This window comes from Pseudohongiella spirulinae (assembly GCF_001444425.1).
In the GTDB taxonomy this organism is placed as follows: domain Bacteria; phylum Pseudomonadota; class Gammaproteobacteria; order Pseudomonadales; family Pseudohongiellaceae; genus Pseudohongiella; species Pseudohongiella spirulinae.
Map to the genome: position 1 here is coordinate 54,342 of NZ_CP013189.1, position 18,241 is coordinate 72,582.

Sequence of the window (18,241 nt, forward strand, 5' to 3'; positions counted from 1 at the left end):
GAAGAGGAAAAAGAAATGACTATGAAAAGAGCAGCCGGTTTCACCATTATAGAGCTATTGATTGTCATGGCCATTCTGGGAATGCTGGCAGTTATGGTGGCACCCAATCTGTTTAATCAGGCTGATGGCGCGCGTCGCGATGCTGCCTTGTCGCAGATTTCATCATTGGGCAGCGCGCTGGATGCCTATCGTCTGGATGTTGGACAATATCCGGATGAGTTGGAAGGCTTGATTACTAACCGCAGTGGACGATCGACCTGGAACGGACCCTACCTTCGAGGTGATGTGCCCCTTGATCCATGGGGCAATGCCTATGTTTACGAGTCTACCGGTCGTGACTATACCCTGATTTCCTATGGTGCTGACGGCCGTTCAGGTGGCGAAGGCAATGACGAGGATATTGGCAGTTAAGCAGCGGGGTTTCACTTTGCTGGAACTGCTGTTGGTGCTAGGCATTATGGCTATGCTGGCAACACTGATTGGACCGGGGTTGCGCACCCTGGAATCGCCTGGTTTCAATGCGCAGATTCGTGAAGCTATCGGTAAGCTCAACAGCGCGCGCAGGCAGGCGGTTGTTCGGGGCCAAACTACCTGGGTTGATTTTGACACGGAGTTAATCACAGAGGCCGTGACCGTGGAATTCTATCCTGAAGGGGGAAGCTCGGGTGGTACTCTGCACTTCCGGCAGGGCGAGCGCCATGCGGAGCTGTATGTCGATCCTTTTACCGGTCGTGTGCGGCAGAGGCAAGCTGATGACTGATACTGAGAAGGGTTTTACTTTGTTGGAAGTGCTTATTGCACTGACGATCACAGCCATGGTGCTTGGCGGCCTGTTTACACTGGCAGCCGGTAGTAAGCAATTGGCCGTTCGGACACAAGATACGCTGACAGAAACCGCAGCCGCCCGCGCTGCCGTCAATTTCGCCATGCTGGATAACCAGTATCGAGATATCCAGCCGGCTTTTTCACAAGAGCGCTTCACGACAGAATCACACGGGCTGCTTGAAGATCCGCTGCGCCGTACCCAGCCGATGAACGACCTGCTTGAATCCTTTCAACTGATCAATCCCCAGACTGGCGAACAAATCGCCGGTGTGCGCTGGGTGCGATCAGATCTGCCAAGGTAGTTCGGTGATGCAGATGGTCAGACAACGAGGCTTCACACTGCTAGAAATCCTCATCGCCCTGGCGTTGACAGCCATGCTGCTATCGATGCTGACAGCCGGTGTGTATGGTGTTGTTAATGACTGGGATAACAATGCTGAAGCACTGGAGCGTGATCTGGATCAAGCCGTGGCAATCCTGCAGATCGAGCGGGCATTACACGGTGCCTTTGCTCACAGTTATCGGGATACTGAAACTCTGGCGCGTCGTGTTTATTTTGATGGGCAGCAGGGCGAGCTGTCATGGGTATCCAGCGTTTCTCCAGAACGTACCTCGGGCATGACTGCGTGGCGCTTGTATCAGGAGCCGCGTGAGGGCGTCTTCTTGCAATTGGTGCCGGCATTAACTGACAACCCGGCGGATCGTTTGCAGCAATCCGATGCGCGCCTGTTGCTGCCGGGCTATCAAATGAGAGTAACCTATCTGTACGAAGACCTGGAATTTAACCGGGTCTGGCGTAACGACTGGCCGGGATCAGATTTCAATATGCTGCCGCTGGCGGTGCATATTCAACTGGAATCTACAGCGCGCAATGACACAGACCCAATCGACATTGTAGCTATCGTGGCTGTGCAGCAACACCGCACGGTCAGGCCCAATATGGAGCTGATTCGATGAGGTCGCTCAGGCAGCGTGGCGCCGTGCTGATAATGGTGCTGTGGACAGCCGTGGTGTTAACGGTACTAGTGACGGTATTAGCTACTAATATTCGCTTGTCCGCTACCACCGCCATGCATCACAAAACAGGCAGCCAGGATCTGGCCGCCATAATGGGGGCCTTATCGCGCGCTGAGATGGAATTGATTATGGAGCGGATGCCGGTGCCCGTTGGTCAGGAGATGACGCTGACTGAGACGGGAGAGTTTCGCATACCCATGTATCGGTTTAATGGGCAATCACTGCAATTGAATTATACCTCTGATGACAATATAACAATCAGAGTTTTTGATCATGCAGGTAAAATTAACCTGAACCGCATTCCACGCGAAAGGTTACAGTTACTTATCGAAAAGCAGTTGGGACCATCGTTCGATCCCAGGCGGGTTCAGGAGCTGCTGGCGGCCTGGTCGGATTGGACAGACCTTAACAGCCTGTTAACCCCGGGCGGTGCAGAAGATGATTATTATCAGTCATTGGACCCGCCTTACACGCCACGCAATACGCCTGATCTCGATTCCGTAGATGAGATTCGCCTGATTCGCGGCTTTGATGAACTCTTTGCCGATGTGAACCTGGACGCAGCCTTCACCGTTTACGGCAGTGCCGCAGCTGTTAATCCCAATCTTGCTACACGGGAGGCATTACTTCTACTGCCTGGCGTCGACGAGGAGCTGGTCGAGCAGATTTTTGCTTACCGCGAGCAAAGGGACTTTCGGACGATACGTGAAATTGGCGAAATCGTGCCATTGGAAAAAATGGTAGAACTGTCACCTTGGTTGGGATTTAACACATCCCGGTATTATTCTGTCTATGTCCATCCTGCTATGGAAGAGCAAGATTCGCAAGCCGGGACCGATAATCAAGAATCAGCAGAGCAGCGTGTCCAGGACAACAGAGCCTACATGCAATTGATGGAAGTGGTGTCTGCAGAGAGTCGGGCGCGAGTTTTCAAAGTCAATCCTTATGCTGTGCTGCCAGACGTGGCGCCGGCCAGGGCGGAGGACCCTTTGGCCACAGGCACATCTTCAATCGCGAATAACTGACCAGTCTGCGTTCATAACAAACGCACCGAGACCTTTGTTGGCTTGTATTTTCACTTCCTTGCTCAAGCGAGTTTCATACCACAGCAATCCGCTGCTGTCGGCGACACCACCTAACACATGAAAACTCCCGACTCGCATGCACATGCTTCTAAGCGTAACACGCACGGTGATTATTTCGCCTTTACGGAACGGGCCGCTTTCAACATCTGGCCGGTCGGTTGCGAGATAGGAAGACAGCACCTCTTCCAGATCTTTCATCAGGGCAAAACCGAAATAACAGTTCACGTTGTCATTGAGAATTTCAGCCTTCAGCTCCAGTACAATATCTTGCAAGGGCGCCACTGTATCAATGACCTCGCCGTCCATATTCTTGACCAGCGTGTGAATGATCCGGCAATCTTTGGCCGACTCCGGCGTTGCAGTATCGTGGCTCCTGGCGTGTTCCTCGCCCTTGGTATAGACACGACGGCTGTTGCAATAGTCTTCATAGTTGGCGACAACATCTTCGCTCTTGCCTATTTCGCGGATACGGCCTTTTTCCAGCCAGATCGCGGTATCGCATAGCTCCTGTACGTGATACATGGAGTGACTGCAGAACACCATGGTCTTTTGTTGCTGGCGAAACTCATTCATGCGCTGTACGCACTTTTTTTGAAAGGCGATGTCTCCCACAGACAATGCTTCATCAATCACCAGCACATCAGGGCGTACCATCGTGGCAATCGAAAATGCCAGCCTCACATACATGCCAGAAGAATAGGTTTTGACAGGTTGATCGATGAAGTCCTGCAGCTCAGAGAACTCGATAATGTCGTTCTCCAGCTTTTCGATATCGTCGTCAGGCACACCCAACAGAGAGGCATTCAGATAGATATTGCGGCGCCCGCTGAATTCCGGGTGGAAGCCGGCGCCCAGTTCCAGCAGCGCAGCAACCTGGCCGCGGATGTCGATAGCGCCGCTGCTGGGCTGCAGCGTACCTACCAGACACTTCATCAGGGTTGATTTACCGGCACCGTTGTCACCGATGATGCCCAGACTTCGCCCTTCCAGCACATTAAATGAAATGTCCTGCAGCACATGGAAAACCCGATGGCGCGGTTTGCGCAGAATCAGTTCCAGCAATCGATCCTGGGGTCGTTCGTAGATTCGAAAATCCTTGTTCAGATTATCAACGGAAATACTGTGCATTACAGGACATCACCAAAAGCATGTTTGATTCGCATAAATAACCAGCCACCCAGCAAATAGCTCAACACAGCGGCAATCACCATAATCTGGAAGTGCTGCATGGAAAATTCACCGAGCAGTATGACTTCGCGGTAGAACTGCACAAAGCTGTGCATGGGGTTAAGAATCATCAGTGGCTGCACATGCTCCGGCAGCAGCGACAGAGGATAAATGATGGGGGTCAGGAAAAACCACGCTGTCAGCATCAGCGTTACGATTTGCTGAATATCTCGCAGGAATACACAAAAGGCTGACAGCACGGCCACCAGGCCGATGGTAAACATAAATTGCAGGCCTAACGCGACGGGTAGCCACAACCAGACCAGTTGCAGATAACCCTGCATGGACAAATAGATCAGAAAAACGAAAAAAGCGATGCCGTGCACCATGTAGGGCACTATCGTGCCGACCATGGGAATCAACTGGACCGGGAACATGACCTTTGTGATCAGAGGCGCCTTTTCAATCAGCAGACCGCTTGCCCGACCCATGGCATCGGCAAAGGCAAACCAGGGCAGGTAGCCTATCATCAGAAATATCACAAAAGGTACGTCGCCAAAGTTGTCTGGTATCGGTGCCCGGAACACCACACTGAATACAAACGAATAGATGGCGATGTTGACAACGGGAGTCACAAACAGCCAAAGGAAGCCGCCCAGCGAGCCGGCAAATTGCCCCCTGAATTCCTGGCGAACAAATTGATTGAACAGCCTGAAATGGCGAACAGGAGACAGGGTCCACTGGCTGACTAGAGAAAACTTCATAAATTATGTGGCGATGATCAATTTGTTATCAGAAAGGCCGCCGATTTAACCACGAAAATGAGCCAATCTCCAGAAATCGCTGAAAAGATCCTCGTAACAACTTATAATTTGGCCATGAATCCCGAAGGCTCATTAGTACCCTACGAATCTTGTCAACTTCCATCCGGACCGTGGGTGGTGTTTGCTCCTCATGCAGATGATGAAACTTTTGGTATGGGCGGCGCATTGAGGCTTGCGAGCGACAATGGAATACAGATTCATGTTGTGGTCCTGACCGATGGCGCGTTAGGAGGCTCCGCCGGAGCTGATGCAGAAAGCCTGGTGGCTGAACGACAGCGGGAAGTTCGCGCGGCTTGCGCAGTGCTTGGGGTAAGCTCTGTAGAAACATGGCCTAATGCAGATCGGGGACTTGCTTTGGATGATCAGCTGATCGGGCAAATCGAAACAGTCATCAGTCGATACAAGGCGCGTACAGTGTTTTTCCCCAGCGTGCTGGAACTGCACCCGGATCATCGCGCGACGGCTGTGCTGGTGTGGGCCGCGCTGCAAAGAATATATCAGCAAGCCTGGCACGGTGATCTGCCCCAGCCCTGGTCTTACGAAATCAGTGTTCAAAGCCCAGTCAACCGATTGTTGGACATCACGAATGTTCTCCAGCAAAAATGTCAGGCAATGGATGTATATGCCAGTCAGAACAGTCAAAATAATTACCCGGAGTTGATTCTGGCCCTGAATAAGGCGCGCACCTTTTCATTGCCAGCTCATGTCAGCCACGCCGAGGGATTTTATTATTATCCGGTTGAAGCGCTGGCCCGGGATTTGCCCGCAGCAGCAAGGACGGCCCTCGAACGCTATTTTGAAGGGATGGAAACTAAACCCGGTCAGCGTGCGTCATAGAGGTAAGAACTGCCAGGAGCCGCGAGATGATAAATAAAATGAGCCAGCTGATTGTTGCCACCCTGATTTCGGGAGTAACGTTGGCGCAGGATCAAGGCGTCAGTTTGCAATTATTTGAGCCGCTGGATCAGCCGTCAGGAGCTCAGGAGACCATTTCCCGGCCGACGACAGTTGCAACGGCAGGTGGTGCCCCCAGGTTCACGTTGATTGGAACCAGCCGGATTGCCGGGCAGCAGAAGGTCTGGTTGAGATCGCAGAACGGCGAATCAGTGGTGATAGCCCTGCAGGGGGACGGCCGCTCACAGATTCCGGGTCATTCCGGCTTTTTTGTCGAGGAGGTTTCTGGCAGGCAGGTAGTCATCAAACATCCAGTCGACAACCTCTGCTCCGAATCCGTAGAGCTTGGTGTCACTTGCCCTGCCAGCGACGTTTCCCGGCTGCGGCTGACAACTGCGGCACCCACGCAACGCCAGACTCCATCAACAAGCTCGGGGGCTGCGGTTCAGGGTCAGGATGAGCAGGCAGGCTCCAGTGAAGAGCGGTTGCCAGATAACCCGTTTGCGGCAGCCCTCCGCGCAGCGCGCGAACGTGGCGAGCAGGATGATGCTGCAGCTCGCGCTGAGGCCCAGCGTTTCCGGCCACGACGGATAGACCCGGCTGATGTGCCACCGGGCGCCCGCCTTGTTCGCACGCCCTTTGGTGATCGAATCGTTCGTGATCAATAAGTTAGCACCTCCCCTTACGGTATCCATTGTTGTGTATCACCTGGATCAACCGGTTCTGCAGCAGGCTTTAGCATCCCTGGCGGCGACGGCTGATCATGCAGCAAATCAGGGCCTGTTGAGCACATTGAATTTATATCTGATCGACAATTCTGAGGAGGCCGCAAACCGGAGCGCCCTGAAAAGTCTGGGGGATTGCTTCCAATCCGATCGCACGACTCTCCAGATAATAAGCGGTCACGGAAATGTTGGTTATGGCCGGGGGCATAATCTGGCCATTGGACGGGCAGAAAGTGAGCATGGCGTGCAGGGCTGTTACCTGATCCTGAATCCTGACGTCATCATGGCACCGGATGCCTTGACATCGGGCTTGCAGTGGTTGGCATCACAACAACGCACAGTCGCAGTTGCACCGGCCATAACTGACGGCAGCGGTAACAGGGCGTCTTCCTGTAAACGCTATCCGAGCGTGCTGGATTTTCTGTTGCGAGGTTTTGCTCCGGGCTTCGTAAAAAAACTGTTCGCCCGGCGGCTGGCGCACTACGACATGAACGATCTGCCCGCAGATCGTCCCAGTGATGATATTCCGGTCATCAGCGGCTGCTTCATGCTGTTCAGGTTCTCCGCACTGCGCGACTTGCGGGGCTTTGATCCGAACTATTTTCTGTACTTTGAAGATTTTGATTTGTCTCTTCGCGCACATCGGCTTGGTAGCCTGACCTATCTGCCGATGATGAGGATAACTCACCTGGGAGGCCATAGTGCTAAAAAGGGTTTGCGTCATATAACCATGTTCAGCCGCTCGGCGCTGAGATTCTTCAATACCCATGGGTGGCGATGGCTATGATGGATGCAAGCTACGAGCGAGCCCTGATTACCGGCGGTAGCGGGTTTGTCGGTGCAGAACTGGTGCGGCAGCTTCAAGACTGTGGTGTTGCCATCCGCGCACCGGCTCGTCCGGCTTTCGATCTGCTTAAGCCGGAATCCCTGCAAGAGGCCTGTCGTGATATTGATGTTATTTATCACCTCGCTGCCTATGCCCATGTCAATCAGGCAGACCGTCGTTGTTTGCAGGCTGTGAATGTCACTGGCACCTGTAATCTGCTAGACGCTGCCGTTGCAGCAGGGGTGAAGCGGCTGGTCTATGTCAGTAGTATTCTGGCCGACCCGGATTATGACAAGCCGCGCACGGCTTACGGCGCATCCAAGTTTCAGGCAGAACAGGTATTGAAAAAGGCGCACGGACAAGGCCAGATTGCAGTGACCATTGTCCGCCCGTGCAGCGTTTACGGTGTCGGCATGAGAGGCAATCTGGCCACCTTGCTGCGCCTTATAGCCAGGGGCTTTATGCCGCCACTACCCGATTTCAATCAGTCGTTCTCCCTGATCAGTGTTCAGGACCTGTGTGCGTGTCTGCGAATTGCCAACCAAAAACTGCAGTTATCAGAGGCTGCCTCGCCACACGTACTTGCGCTCAGTGATGGTGAGCAGTACAGCCTCAAGGCTATTGAGTCGGCTACCCGCATTGCAGCTGGAAAAGCACCCTATCGCATGGCGCTGCCTCGAGCCTGCTTTTACTCGGGAGCACTACTGATGGAACTGGCCGGCAAACTGATGCGTTTGAATAATGCTCCCGGTCTTCGAACCTATCGGGCGCTGGCGCGGCCGTACTGCGTGGATGACACAGAAAGTCAGCGTCAACTGGGATATAATCCCCGAATTACTCTTTATCAGGTCTTGCCTGAATTGATCACTGGACAATCCTGACCATAGAAAGGACTGACGATATGACACAGCCTGCCAAGGATGCTCTGCATACGACCAAAGGGATTATTCTGGCCGGTGGCACCGGCACTCGCCTGCATCCCATGACGATCTCTGTCAGTAAGCAGCTGATGCCAGTGTATGACAAACCCATGATTTACTATCCGCTCTGTACCTTGATGCAGGCGGGGATTAGCGACATATTGATTATCACCACCCCCGCCGATCTGCACCTGTATCAACACCTGCTGGGCGATGGCAGCCGCTGGGGTATTAATCTGCAGTATGCCGAACAGCCCAGCCCGGATGGTCTGGCACAGGCTTTTCTGATTGGTGAGCAATTTATTGGCGATGACAGTGTCTGTCTGATTCTGGGCGACAATATTTTTTATGGCAATTCACTGGAAGAAAAACTGCAGCGCGCTGTGCAGCAGAAAACCGGCGCCACCGTGTTTGCCTATTATGTGCAGGACCCGGAACGTTACGGTGTCGTAGCGCTTGATGACAACAACACGGCGATTGATCTTGAGGAGAAGCCGGCCAAACCCAAGTCTAATTATGCAGTCACCGGTCTGTACCTGTATGACAATGATGTGGTGAATATCGCCAAAACCATCAAGCCTTCTGCGCGAGGCGAGCTGGAAATTACCGACGTCAACAAAACCTATCTGCAGCGTGGACAGTTGCAGGTGGAGCTATTCAATCGCGGTACTGCCTGGTTGGATACCGGCACAGTGCAGTCCCTGCTGGATGCGGCCAATTTTATCCGGGTGCTGGAAGAGCGGCAGGGCTTGAAAATTGCCTGCCCGGAAGAGATTGCCTACAGCAATGGCTACATCAGCGCTGATCAATTGCGCGCGCTTGCGGCACCGCTTGAGAAAAGTGGTTATGGACAATATCTGTTAAACCTTATTCGTGACTGAGCGTTAAAAATGAAAGTAACTCCCACAGCAATTCCTGACGTTTTATTGTTGGAACCAGAGGTGCATGGCGACCATCGCGGTTTTTTTATGGAGACATTTCGCCAGTCATTTTTTGATGAATTACTGCCGGGTGTAAAGTTTGTGCAAGACAATCACAGTAAGTCAGGACAGGGTATATTGCGCGGACTGCATTATCAGTTGAATCAGCCACAGGGCAAACTGGTGCGGGTGACAACCGGTGAGATTTATGATGTTGCAGTGGATATGCGAGAGAACTCGCCGACTTTCGGACACGCTGTTGGTGCCCTGCTTTCAGCAGAGAACAAACATCAGTTATGGGTGCCCCCGGGATTTGCACATGGCTTTTACGTGACCAGCGAGAACGCGGAAATGGTTTATAAGTGTTCCGACTATTATGCGCCTGACGATGAGCACAGTCTGTTGTGGAACGACCCTGTGCTGCGTATTGACTGGCCTCTGGTAAAAGGTGCAAGCCCGATACTATCTGCAAAGGATAAAGCGGCACTGAGTTTCGCAAACGCGCCCCGGTATAAGACATCATGACCGGGCACCGAACGCGTGTTGTTATCACCGGTGCCAGTGGACAGTTGGGTCAGACACTGCTGCAGGTCCTGCCCACTGAACAATATGAGCTGATTGCATTGACGCGTGCAGAGCTGGATATCAGTGATGAATCTGTGCTTCGCGCCAGATTGAGCGAAATGCGGCCGCAGGCAATCGTAAATGCGGCAGCTTATACGTCCGTTGATGCAGCTGAGACTGATGACCTGGCGGCGCGGGCAGCGAATGCCACAGGTCCTAAAAATCTGGCACGCTGGGTTGCAGAAAATGATGCCTGGCTGCTGCACGTGTCTACCGATTTTGTATTCAGTGGCCGCAACTGGCGACCGTACACGCCTGACGACCAGACTGATCCCTTAAGCATTTACGGGCGAACCAAACTTGAGGGGGAGTTGCATGTGCGTTATCTCGCGCCGCAACACAGCCTGGTCTTGCGCACCTCATGGGTATACTCGGAGTTTGGCAAGAATTTTGTCAGGACCATGCTGAAATTGATGATCGAGAAAGACGGTCTGACAGTAGTGGCAGACCAGCTCGGTGCGCCCAGCTCTACCCATGGTCTGGCACGTTGTATCGGTGCGGCTCTGGAAAAGCGCCCACTGGGCATTATGCATTGGCAGGACAGTGGTGTAGCCAGCTGGTATGATTTTGCCATGGCCATTCAGGATGAGGCGTTGGCAGTCGGACTGCTTGACAAAGCTATACCGATTGTACCGATACCAACCAGCGGTTATCCGACACCGGCGAAGCGACCACCCTATAGCGTTATGGATACTACAGACACCGTCAAGACGCTGAATGTGCAGCCGGCTTATTGGCGGCATGAGTTGCGTGAGGTGATAAACCGTCTGGCTGCGGTGAGCAGATAATCTATCGTGACGGTTAATCGGAGAAACGAAGCATGAATCTGACAGTGGAGAAACTCCGGTTGCGACTGATAATGTGTCTGATTATTACAATGACGGCACTTCCAGTGTCTGCGACCACTGTGATGCAGATGAATTTCGATGACGTGGTCCAGAAAGCGCAACTTGTCTTTGAGGGTCGTGTCATGTCGGTTGAGTCGCGTCAAACCGGGCCACGTGCTATTCATACCATTATAACCTTCCAGATTCTCGACGTCGTGAAAGGCGATTATGAGCAAAGCACAATCGAGCTGAGCTATCTGGGTGGTAAGGTCGGTAACCGGGAAATGTGGGTGGCAGAAATGCAGATGCCTGCAGTGGGTGAGAACGGTATATATTTTGTTGGGAATCCTGGCGAGTCCATGATTCATCCATTGGTCGGCTGGTCGCAGGGGCACTACCGCATTGAGCGGAACTCGTCAGGAGTAGCTGGTGTCACAACGGCTCAAGGTCGGGCAGTGACTGGTATCGGCGCAACCTCAATGCAACCGATGACTGTATTGCCTGAGGGCGCAGCAGCCAGGGGGGTTCAGGCCCAGGCGTTGAGAGTTCCGGAAGCCGTTATGACACCAGCAGCGTTCAAATCACGCGTCCGCCAGATCCATCAACAGCAGATTGAGGAGCCGCTGCCGTGACGTGCGATTTAAAACGTCTATTGGCGGCAACGCTGGCGCTATTGGTTTTGCCAGCAGCAATAGCCTACGATTTTGACGCAAGAGGAATAAAGTGGCCCGGCGCTCGCACAACATTGCACACAGCCATTCCCGGCACCTCGCCGGCTGGCGTTCCCTGGGCTGAAGCATTTGCAGGCGCCGCCAATGAATGGTCCGACCATACTGCTTTCACATTCGATCTGGTGCCGCAATATCGGGATCCCTGTGTCGGTCACGGCAGTGTTGGTGGCAGCCCCGACTTTGTTAATGGTGCCGATTTCAGAAGCAATATCTGTGGCAGCGAGTTTAATGACCAGACTATCGCCGTAACAGTTTACTTCACTGAGAACAATATCCTGGGATCGGCTGATCTGGTTGAAGCTGACATCATATTTAACGCCAATCTGGTGTTTGACGTTTACGACGGCCCGCAACGGTCGGGGGTTTTCGATTTTCGGCGAGTTGCCTTGCACGAAATTGGTCATGTCCTCGGACTGGGTCACGAAGATGATGTTCCCGCAATTATGAATTCAAGAATCGGAAACCTTTTTCGTCTCCAGGATGACGATATCGAAGGCGTTGATGTATTGTATGGCGGACTGAAAAACTGTGACAACCAGCCTGTTCAATTTGGCTGGACCTTTGGCGCATTGACCGAAGGCGATTGCAGAATCCAGCAATTGGTGTCGGGAGGCAGTGATGACAGCTTCGTTGATGTTTACACTCTACAGCTGGATCAACCAATGACAGTAACGCTGGATACGATCACTGATGGCGGGCTGGATAGTGTGCTGCTTCTGGCTGATTCAGCCCTGGGACTTTTGAGTATTGATGAAAATACGGCCGGCGATTGTCGACCCCGCATTAACCGAACCCTGGCCGCCGGAAACTATGTGGTGCTGGTTAATACCTACAGCAATCTGACCAGTTTGCCATGTGGTGAAAGCAACAGCGGGAATTATCGGCTGTCGATGGCATTTCAGAGTGATCAGATGATCGAGTTGCGTGGCCTGGAAAGTTTCCAGGGTGGCCATGCTGACGCAGCCTTCCGGGGTGGTGTGACGCGGGATGGCGGTCTAACATATATTAACCGCGTATCCGCAACCGAAGCCTTTGATGTGTCAGGTCAGATCAGCATAGACCCGAAACACCAGGGGCAGACCGGATATATCGTCGTCGCGGCAATCACCGATACGGGTGAAATACTGGTCAAACATCCCGGCGGCGATTTTGTTGCATATCAGCCAGATGTGCAAATGGTGCCGATCTACCAACGTCGCACATTATCAGCGACAGAGGATATCGAGATTCTGAAGCAGATGGTGGCGCAGAATATTGGTATCAACACTATAGAGGTGAATTTTCTGATTGGCTATGGTGTCGACAGTCAACCGGACGAGCTGTATTTCCACAGCCAGCCGATTAATTTGCTCGTCGAATAAACGTGATGATTGAGACAAGATCCGGCAGGTGTGGTGCTCAATAGTCAGAGGTCCGGCGCCTGCAAGCGACTGCTGATATCCAGCAAATCATCGGCCGTCAGCGTACCTGCGTCTCGACGCAGAAACAGAGAAAGTCTGATGTAATCGTAGCGGATCTGCTGCAGATCCCGTTCCGCCATGAACTGATCACGCACCGCATCCAGAACTTCCACTGTCGTCACAGTTCCTAATTCAAACCCACGCTGGCGGGCGCGTGCTGACACCTGGCGTGACTCCAGCAGTGATTCAGCGGCGCGAATCTGACGCTCGGCGGCCTGCAGGCGCAGAAAAGCAAATCGGGTCTGTTCGCTGATATCCAGCTGAGTCTGGCGTAATTCATTACGGGCAATACTCTGCTGACTGACGGCTTCGCGCACGGAGGCCCGGTTGCTGCCGCCGGCAAACAATGGGATTGACACGTCCAGACCCAGATATCCGGTATCCGTGCGATCAATGGGTACATTGTCAAAACCAAGATCGGAGCGTTGCTGCTGTGCAATCAGATTGACGCGCGGCATGTAATTGCCACGCCGCTCAGATACGCGACTGTCGGCGGCTTCCACCGCATACTGACGTGCCTGAATTATATGGCTGTTGGCACGCGCGCGCAGCACCCAGTCTTCCACGGTCCCGTCGATTCTGGGTAAATCTGCGGTATCGCCCAGAGTGTAGAGATCACCTACTGCCAGGCCGGTAGCGGCCCGCAGCGCCTCTTTGGCCAACATCAGCTCACTGCTCAGATAGACCTGTTCGGCTTCAATAGCTGAGACCCGGGCTTCTGCCTCATAAAGATCAGTCACCTGTACCATCTGCAGCTCATGCATACGGCGAACCTGCTGCAGCTGGTTGCGAACCGCTTCAAGTTCAGCATTGCTGGATTCCAGTGCATCCTGAGCCTGTAGTACGTCAAAGTAGCGCTCCGAGACATCAGCGAGCAAAGCCGACAGTTCGGCGTAGTACTCCGCCTCAAACTGATTTTCTTCCAGGTAGGCCTGACTGCGCTGGGAGAATACCCGCCAGTCGAACAGTACCTGGCGCAACTGCAGTGCGTAACGTTCACCGCGGTAGCTGCGATCAATCAAACTTGTTTCCTGGCGGTTCTCGGAAATGCTGGCAGTTGCGCTGACTTGAGGCAGCAGCTGCCCGTTGGCAGCCTGACGCCGTGAGCTACCGATATTCACACGCTCTTCCGCAATCTGTAGTCGTGGACTGTATTCCAGCGAGGCTGTGAAAAAGTCTTCCAGAGTCGTACCCATACCCTCATGGCGCTCGGTCAGTGGTGCCGCAGTATTGGAATCTTCAGGTGCCTGGGCGGTCGTCTGAAGGCTGACAGTTGCAGTTAACAGGGCTACCATCAAGGGTAGTACCATGTTTTGCCGACGACAGAATCTGGAATCTACAATCATGATCATCAGTCTTCAATAAAGCTGCGAGCCAGTGCATTGGTAATCGGTTTCATCAGGTACTGCAGGAAAGTGCGCGAGCCGGTAGCAATAAAGACTTCAGCCGGCATTCCGGGCAACAGAGTCAGGTCGCCCAGATTTTCCAGGCCTTCCGGAGTAACCTCGACCCGTGCTGTGTAATACTGTGCGCCAGTTGCCTGGTCAGTAAAGCTGTCGGCAGATACGTTGATGACCTGACCGAAGATGTTGGGAACGGCACTGCTGAAGCTGGAGAAACGGATAGTTGCCTGCTGCCCGGCCGAGACCCGGTCAATATCAATTGGAGATACACGCGCCTCCACGATTAACTCATCTGACTGAGGCACGACTTCAGCGATCGGGTTGCCGGGTGCAATGACGCCACCAATGGTATGAACCTGCAGGCCATTGACTATGCCGCTGGCGGGTGACCGGATGGTGGTACGACTGACTACATCACGAAGTGCGCGCATCCGTTCGGAATGGTCTTTCAGGTTAGTCTGTATCTCGGCTAATTGATTGGCAACTTCATTCTGGAACTCGCGACGTAGCTGAAGAATCTGCAGTCGGGTCTCGCCGATTTCAATTTCTGTAGACGAGATGCTGGATGTCAGTTCGGCGGCTTCACCGCGTAACTGGGCAGCCTGGCGCTCCAGTTCACGCAAGCGATTCTTGTCTGCAAAGCCTTCTGTCAACAACGAGCGAACGTCATCAAGTTCTTCCTGAAATGACGTAGCGAGTTCCTGTTTGCTTTCCTGCAGAGCGCGTAATCCCTGGAGCCGTGATTGTAGCTGTTCGATGCGTTGCTCCAGAACTTCGATGCTGCCTTCCAGAGACTCTTTTCGAGTGTGGAAAATCTGTGTCTGAGACAGCATTTCGCTCTGTGCATTGCTGTCGAGTGCAGTGATCTCCATCGGGAACTGAATTCGATCCAGTCCGTCGCGTTCAGCTATCAAGCGTGCCTCTACGGCTTTAAGAGCGGTAAATTGGCCATTGACTATTTCCAGCTGCGCCAGCGGTTGCGTGTCATCCAGCACAAGCAGAGCCTGGCCGGCATCTACCGCATCACCATTGCGGGCCAGAATATCCCGCACGATGCCACCCTCCAGATGTTGCACCAACTGTTTATTGGAGCGCACTGTAACCTGGCCGGGCGCATGTGCAGCACCATCCAGCGGGGCCAGTGCTGCCCAGAGACCGAAACCCCCGAACACCAGCAAAAAGATCAGCATGCCAATACGGCGGGGAGCCTCCATGCTGGTGCTGACATCAACGTTTGTTACTTCGCTATTCATCTTAGCCTCTCAGGAAGTTCAAGCATTGCCGGCGCGACGGTTTTCAGACTGACCCAGCAGACTGGCCAGCACCTGATCCTTGGGACCGAAACTGACCGGGGCTCCTTCCTTCATGACCAGAATTTTATCCATGCTGTGTAGCACCATGGTCCGGTGAGAAATAACCACGATTGTGCAGCCTTGCGATTTGATGCGCTGAATGGCTGCCACCAGCTCCTTTTCGCCCTGATCATCCAGGTTGGAATTGGGTTCATCAAGAACCAGCAGCCGCGGATTTCCGTACACGGCGCGTGCCAGACCAATTCGCTGACGTTGACCGCCAGATAATGCGCCACCCGTGGCACCTATCTTTGTGTCATATCCATCAGGAAGTCTGAGGATGAGGTCATGCACGCCAGCCAGTTTTGCTGCCACCACGATTTTTTCGGGGTCTTCTTCACCAAAGCGACAAATGTTCTCGGAGATGGTACCGTCGAACAGTTCGATGTCCTGAGGTAGATAACCAAGATAAGGTCCGAGTTGGCCGCGGTCCCAGTTGCCGATATCAGCGCCATCAAGCCTCACATGGCCGCCGGCAGTCGGCCAGATACCCAGGATGGCGCGCGCCAGTGATGATTTTCCAGAAGCACTGGGCCCCACAATGCCGAGAGCCTCACCGGGTGACATTGCAAGCGTGACGCCTCGCACCACTGGAGTTCGCGAGCCGGGAGGCACAACGGCTACCTGTTCCAGTGTCAGTTCTCCGACAGGTGCGGGCAGGCTCATGTGCTCCTGTTCCGGCGGGATGTTCTGCAACAACTGGCCAAGCCGCTCATACTGAGCCCGGGCGACAGAAAAACCTTTCCATGTGCCGACCAGCATGTCGATGGGCGCCAGCGCCCGTCCCAGCAACAGTGATCCGGCAATCATCATGCCGGGCGAAATTTCCTGGCGCAGTGCCAGCAATGCGCCAAGCCCCAGGATTAATGACTGCACCAGCATCCGAAACGTTTTCGAAATACTGGTCAGGGCGCCCGCTGAGCGGCTGGCATCTGTCTGCAGCATCAGAACCTCATTGGCCTGCGTCTGCTGGCGCTGCCTGATATCTTCGGTCATACCCATCGCAGCGATAACTTCTGCGTTGCGCAGGCTGCCGTTCACCTGGCTGCTGACCATATTGGCTTTAGAGTTAGCGTCTTTAAGGCGTTTGGTGGTGACGGCCTCATTGGCCCAGGCCAGGATGACCATCACAATACCAGCCAGAATCGCAACCCAGCCGAATAGCGGATGGAATATAAACATGATGGCCACATAGATCGGAAACCATGGCGCATCAAAAAAGGCGAACAGGCCATTGCCGGTCAGAAACTGGCGCAGACTGGAGAGGTCGTTCAGGGGCTGACTGGTATTGCCACTGCCGCCGGTAACGAGGGCATTTTTGAAAGTTGCATCAAATACACGTCTTCGCAGCTGATGTTCAATCCGGTTACTGGCGGCGATCAGAATCATGGACCGCACCCATTCAAACCCGCCCATCGCCAGCATCAGGAAAGTCAACAGCAGTGTCAGCATACTCAGAGTCGAGAGGCTCCCGCTGGATATGACCCGATCATAAACCTGCAACATGTAAATGATGGGCGTCAGCATCAGCACGTTCACAGCAGCACTGAATACACCGGCATAGATAAAGTAGTGCCTGATGGATTTCAGCGCATCAAACAACTCAGTGTAGCGTGGTGATTGATTTGAATTATTCATGATTTCATTGTTAGTTTGATGAGCGAACTCCATTATGTTGGGCATCAGCGCGCCAGTTTCAAGTCCTGGCAGAAACTGGCGCGATTATATACCCCCAACAAGTGGCATGACTAATCTGGGCGTGTCTCACAATTCTCCGCTTCCTTCAGCCAGACTTTTCAGCGTGGGTGTGTCAATGACGACAAGTGCACCCGGGCCGTCGCGCCGCACGATCTGGCGGGTCTGCAGTGTCTGAAAGACCCGGCTTACACTTTCCCGACTCAGGCTGAGCATGATGGCAATCTCCATATGCGTTGGCGGATTCATGATGACAGCCTCCTGGAGCGAAAGCCTTTCAGTCTCAGGTACCAGCATCCAGAGTTGGCAACAAACCCGTTGGCTCACGTTGGGCAAACCCAGCAGCGAGCGTTGACGTGTCAGCTGCCGCACCCGTGCCGCCAGGCGTTCACCCAGCCGCTGCAGCAGGTGCGGGTTCTCCAGCGCGGCCTGTTTCAGGCTGTCGATCGGGACAAACACAGTCACTGCTGCGGTCAGGGCAATGACGAACTCGGGCTGAACGCCGTTGTCGAACATGGCCAGCTCGCCACAGAAATCACCGGGTTCAACAAAGTAAAGTCCCACCTCGCGGCCATCTATTGTAAAATCAACGCCCTGTAAACGTCCCTCGAACAGGAAGCAGACGCACCCTTCTGATTCTCCGGCCTTGAGCACGACACCACGGCGGGCGAACTTGCGCACACTGGACTGCCGGGCAATCTGATCCAGCGTCGTTTGCGGTAGTGGCCTCAGGCCGGGAAAGGTGCTGAGTAGCTCAGGGGTGACCAGCATCAAGATTCCAGCGCGTTTTCACATTCCGGCAAGAACTTCTGCCGGTGAGCGGTCTATTGAAGGTATGATCGAATCTCTGGCCATTATAGTACCCTGTTCATGAATAGCAATCAGTGCAATTTAACAGACGTGTGACTCGGGTCACTTATTCCTCCAGAGCACTGGGCTATAGTGC

Annotated in this window: 20 protein-coding genes; 14 read left to right on the plus strand and 6 right to left on the minus strand. The window is 53.6% G+C overall.

The window, feature by feature from the left end:
• Positions 1-15 precede the first annotated feature (15 nt).
• From gspG to PS2015_RS00265, 5 genes are read left to right on the plus strand one after another with little or no spacing between them, the layout of a single operon-like run.
• Positions 16-411 carry a type II secretion system major pseudopilin GspG gene (gene gspG / locus PS2015_RS00245; protein ID WP_058020282.1) on the plus strand — a complete coding sequence of 132 codons (396 nt, stop codon included), beginning with the start codon at positions 16-18 and terminating at the stop codon, positions 409-411.
• Positions 389-760 carry a prepilin-type N-terminal cleavage/methylation domain-containing protein gene (locus tag PS2015_RS00250; protein ID WP_169792247.1) on the plus strand — a complete coding sequence of 124 codons (372 nt, stop codon included), beginning with the start codon at positions 389-391 and terminating at the stop codon, positions 758-760. Before gspG ends, PS2015_RS00250 begins: the two co-directional genes overlap by 23 nt.
• Entirely contained in the window at positions 753-1,127 is a 375-nt protein-coding gene (locus PS2015_RS00255; RefSeq protein ID WP_058020284.1) for a prepilin-type N-terminal cleavage/methylation domain-containing protein, read from the plus strand. The genes PS2015_RS00250 and PS2015_RS00255 overlap by 8 nt, the downstream gene beginning before the upstream one ends.
• A gap of 7 nt (positions 1,128-1,134) precedes the next feature.
• Positions 1,135-1,782, plus strand: a complete 648-nt coding sequence (locus tag PS2015_RS00260; RefSeq protein ID WP_058020285.1) for a prepilin-type N-terminal cleavage/methylation domain-containing protein — start codon at positions 1,135-1,137, stop codon at positions 1,780-1,782.
• Positions 1,779-2,867, plus strand: a complete 1,089-nt coding sequence (locus PS2015_RS00265) for a type II secretion system minor pseudopilin (RefSeq protein WP_058020286.1) — start codon at positions 1,779-1,781, stop codon at positions 2,865-2,867. The genes PS2015_RS00260 and PS2015_RS00265 overlap by 4 nt, the downstream gene beginning before the upstream one ends.
• On the opposite strand, the gene PS2015_RS00270 is transcribed toward PS2015_RS00265, so the two are convergent.
• Positions 2,850-4,055 (minus strand): ABC transporter ATP-binding protein, encoded by a 1,206-nt coding sequence (locus tag PS2015_RS00270; protein ID WP_058020287.1) that lies wholly within the window; start codon positions 4,053-4,055, stop codon positions 2,850-2,852. The two genes, PS2015_RS00265 and PS2015_RS00270, sit on opposite strands and share 18 nt — an antisense overlap.
• Positions 4,055-4,858 (minus strand): ABC transporter permease, encoded by an 804-nt coding sequence (locus PS2015_RS00275; protein ID WP_058020288.1) that lies wholly within the window; start codon positions 4,856-4,858, stop codon positions 4,055-4,057. The genes PS2015_RS00270 and PS2015_RS00275 overlap by 1 nt, the downstream gene beginning before the upstream one ends.
• 57 nt (positions 4,859-4,915) lie before the next feature.
• Between PS2015_RS00275 and PS2015_RS00280 the strand changes: the two genes are divergently transcribed.
• Genes PS2015_RS00280 through PS2015_RS00320 form a run of 9 tightly spaced genes read left to right on the plus strand, consistent with a single transcriptional unit; the run spans position 4,916 to position 12,746 of the window.
• Positions 4,916-5,755, plus strand: a complete 840-nt coding sequence (locus tag PS2015_RS00280) for a PIG-L deacetylase family protein (protein ID WP_082627866.1) — start codon at positions 4,916-4,918, stop codon at positions 5,753-5,755.
• Positions 5,756-5,781: 26 nt separating this feature from the next.
• Positions 5,782-6,480 (plus strand): hypothetical protein, encoded by a 699-nt coding sequence (locus PS2015_RS00285; protein ID WP_058020290.1) that lies wholly within the window; start codon positions 5,782-5,784, stop codon positions 6,478-6,480.
• Positions 6,470-7,324: a glycosyltransferase gene (locus PS2015_RS00290; RefSeq protein WP_169792248.1), complete on the plus strand. Its 855-nt coding sequence runs from the start codon at positions 6,470-6,472 to the stop codon at positions 7,322-7,324. Before PS2015_RS00285 ends, PS2015_RS00290 begins: the two co-directional genes overlap by 11 nt.
• A complete protein-coding gene (locus tag PS2015_RS00295; protein WP_058020292.1) occupies positions 7,321-8,244 on the plus strand; it encodes an NAD-dependent epimerase/dehydratase family protein in 924 nt (307 codons plus the stop codon). Before PS2015_RS00290 ends, PS2015_RS00295 begins: the two co-directional genes overlap by 4 nt.
• A gap of 20 nt (positions 8,245-8,264) precedes the next feature.
• Positions 8,265-9,164, plus strand: coding sequence for a glucose-1-phosphate thymidylyltransferase RfbA (gene rfbA / locus PS2015_RS00300; RefSeq protein ID WP_058020293.1), 900 nt, complete (start codon positions 8,265-8,267; stop codon positions 9,162-9,164).
• Positions 9,165-9,173: 9 nt separating this feature from the next.
• On the plus strand, positions 9,174-9,728 hold the full coding sequence (rfbC, locus tag PS2015_RS00305) for a dTDP-4-dehydrorhamnose 3,5-epimerase (protein ID WP_058020294.1): 555 nt from the start codon (positions 9,174-9,176) through the stop codon (positions 9,726-9,728).
• The gene (rfbD, locus tag PS2015_RS00310) at positions 9,725-10,615 is read left to right on the plus strand and encodes a dTDP-4-dehydrorhamnose reductase (RefSeq protein WP_058020295.1); all 891 of its coding nucleotides are present in this window, start codon (positions 9,725-9,727) and stop codon (positions 10,613-10,615) included. The genes rfbC and rfbD overlap by 4 nt, the downstream gene beginning before the upstream one ends.
• 32 nt (positions 10,616-10,647) lie before the next feature.
• Positions 10,648-11,286, plus strand: coding sequence for a hypothetical protein (locus PS2015_RS00315; RefSeq protein ID WP_058020296.1), 639 nt, complete (start codon positions 10,648-10,650; stop codon positions 11,284-11,286).
• On the plus strand, positions 11,283-12,746 hold the full coding sequence (locus PS2015_RS00320) for a matrixin family metalloprotease (RefSeq protein ID WP_082627869.1): 1,464 nt from the start codon (positions 11,283-11,285) through the stop codon (positions 12,744-12,746). The genes PS2015_RS00315 and PS2015_RS00320 overlap by 4 nt, the downstream gene beginning before the upstream one ends.
• A 44-nt stretch (positions 12,747-12,790) precedes the next feature.
• Here the strand turns inward: PS2015_RS00320 and PS2015_RS00325 are convergent, their stop codons facing one another.
• The 4 genes from PS2015_RS00325 to PS2015_RS00340 form a co-directional block, all read right to left on the minus strand.
• The gene (locus tag PS2015_RS00325; RefSeq protein ID WP_058020298.1) at positions 12,791-14,197 is read right to left on the minus strand and encodes a TolC family protein; all 1,407 of its coding nucleotides are present in this window, start codon (positions 14,195-14,197) and stop codon (positions 12,791-12,793) included.
• A complete protein-coding gene (locus tag PS2015_RS00330; protein WP_058020299.1) occupies positions 14,197-15,501 on the minus strand; it encodes an HlyD family type I secretion periplasmic adaptor subunit in 1,305 nt (434 codons plus the stop codon). Before PS2015_RS00330 ends, PS2015_RS00325 begins: the two co-directional genes overlap by 1 nt.
• Positions 15,502-15,519: 18 nt before the next feature.
• On the minus strand, positions 15,520-17,238 hold the full coding sequence (locus PS2015_RS00335) for a type I secretion system permease/ATPase (RefSeq protein WP_058023061.1): 1,719 nt from the start codon (positions 17,236-17,238) through the stop codon (positions 15,520-15,522).
• 126 nt (positions 17,239-17,364) lie between these two features.
• Positions 17,365-18,066, minus strand: a complete 702-nt coding sequence (locus PS2015_RS00340) for a Crp/Fnr family transcriptional regulator (RefSeq protein WP_058020300.1) — start codon at positions 18,064-18,066, stop codon at positions 17,365-17,367.
• Between the last annotated feature and the right edge of the window lie 175 nt (positions 18,067-18,241).

Excerpts from the sequence above, each read along its gene's own strand:
- PS2015_RS00340 (WP_058020300.1), bottom strand. The coding sequence starts at position 18,066 with ATGCTGGTCACCCCTGAGCTACTCAGCACCTTTCCCGGCCTGAGGCCA.
- PS2015_RS00315 (WP_058020296.1), top strand. The coding sequence starts at position 10,648 with ATGAATCTGACAGTGGAGAAACTCCGGTTGCGACTGATAATGTGTCTG.
- PS2015_RS00325 (WP_058020298.1), bottom strand. The coding sequence starts at position 14,197 with ATGATCATGATTGTAGATTCCAGATTCTGTCGTCGGCAAAACATGGTA.
- PS2015_RS00270 (WP_058020287.1), bottom strand. The coding sequence starts at position 4,055 with ATGCACAGTATTTCCGTTGATAATCTGAACAAGGATTTTCGAATCTAC.
- rfbC (WP_058020294.1), top strand. The coding sequence starts at position 9,174 with ATGAAAGTAACTCCCACAGCAATTCCTGACGTTTTATTGTTGGAACCA.
- rfbD (WP_058020295.1), top strand. The coding sequence starts at position 9,725 with ATGACCGGGCACCGAACGCGTGTTGTTATCACCGGTGCCAGTGGACAG.
- gspG (WP_058020282.1), top strand. The coding sequence starts at position 16 with ATGACTATGAAAAGAGCAGCCGGTTTCACCATTATAGAGCTATTGATT.
- PS2015_RS00280 (WP_082627866.1), top strand. The coding sequence starts at position 4,916 with ATGAGCCAATCTCCAGAAATCGCTGAAAAGATCCTCGTAACAACTTAT.
- PS2015_RS00250 (WP_169792247.1), top strand. The coding sequence starts at position 389 with ATGACGAGGATATTGGCAGTTAAGCAGCGGGGTTTCACTTTGCTGGAA.
- rfbA (WP_058020293.1), top strand. The coding sequence starts at position 8,265 with ATGACACAGCCTGCCAAGGATGCTCTGCATACGACCAAAGGGATTATT.
- PS2015_RS00275 (WP_058020288.1), bottom strand. The coding sequence starts at position 4,858 with ATGAAGTTTTCTCTAGTCAGCCAGTGGACCCTGTCTCCTGTTCGCCAT.
- PS2015_RS00330 (WP_058020299.1), bottom strand. The coding sequence starts at position 15,501 with ATGAATAGCGAAGTAACAAACGTTGATGTCAGCACCAGCATGGAGGCT.
- PS2015_RS00335 (WP_058023061.1), bottom strand. The coding sequence starts at position 17,238 with ATGAATAATTCAAATCAATCACCACGCTACACTGAGTTGTTTGATGCG.
- PS2015_RS00295 (WP_058020292.1), top strand. The coding sequence starts at position 7,321 with ATGATGGATGCAAGCTACGAGCGAGCCCTGATTACCGGCGGTAGCGGG.
- PS2015_RS00260 (WP_058020285.1), top strand. The coding sequence starts at position 1,135 with ATGCAGATGGTCAGACAACGAGGCTTCACACTGCTAGAAATCCTCATC.
- PS2015_RS00285 (WP_058020290.1), top strand. The coding sequence starts at position 5,782 with ATGATAAATAAAATGAGCCAGCTGATTGTTGCCACCCTGATTTCGGGA.
- PS2015_RS00255 (WP_058020284.1), top strand. The coding sequence starts at position 753 with ATGACTGATACTGAGAAGGGTTTTACTTTGTTGGAAGTGCTTATTGCA.
- PS2015_RS00265 (WP_058020286.1), top strand. The coding sequence starts at position 1,779 with ATGAGGTCGCTCAGGCAGCGTGGCGCCGTGCTGATAATGGTGCTGTGG.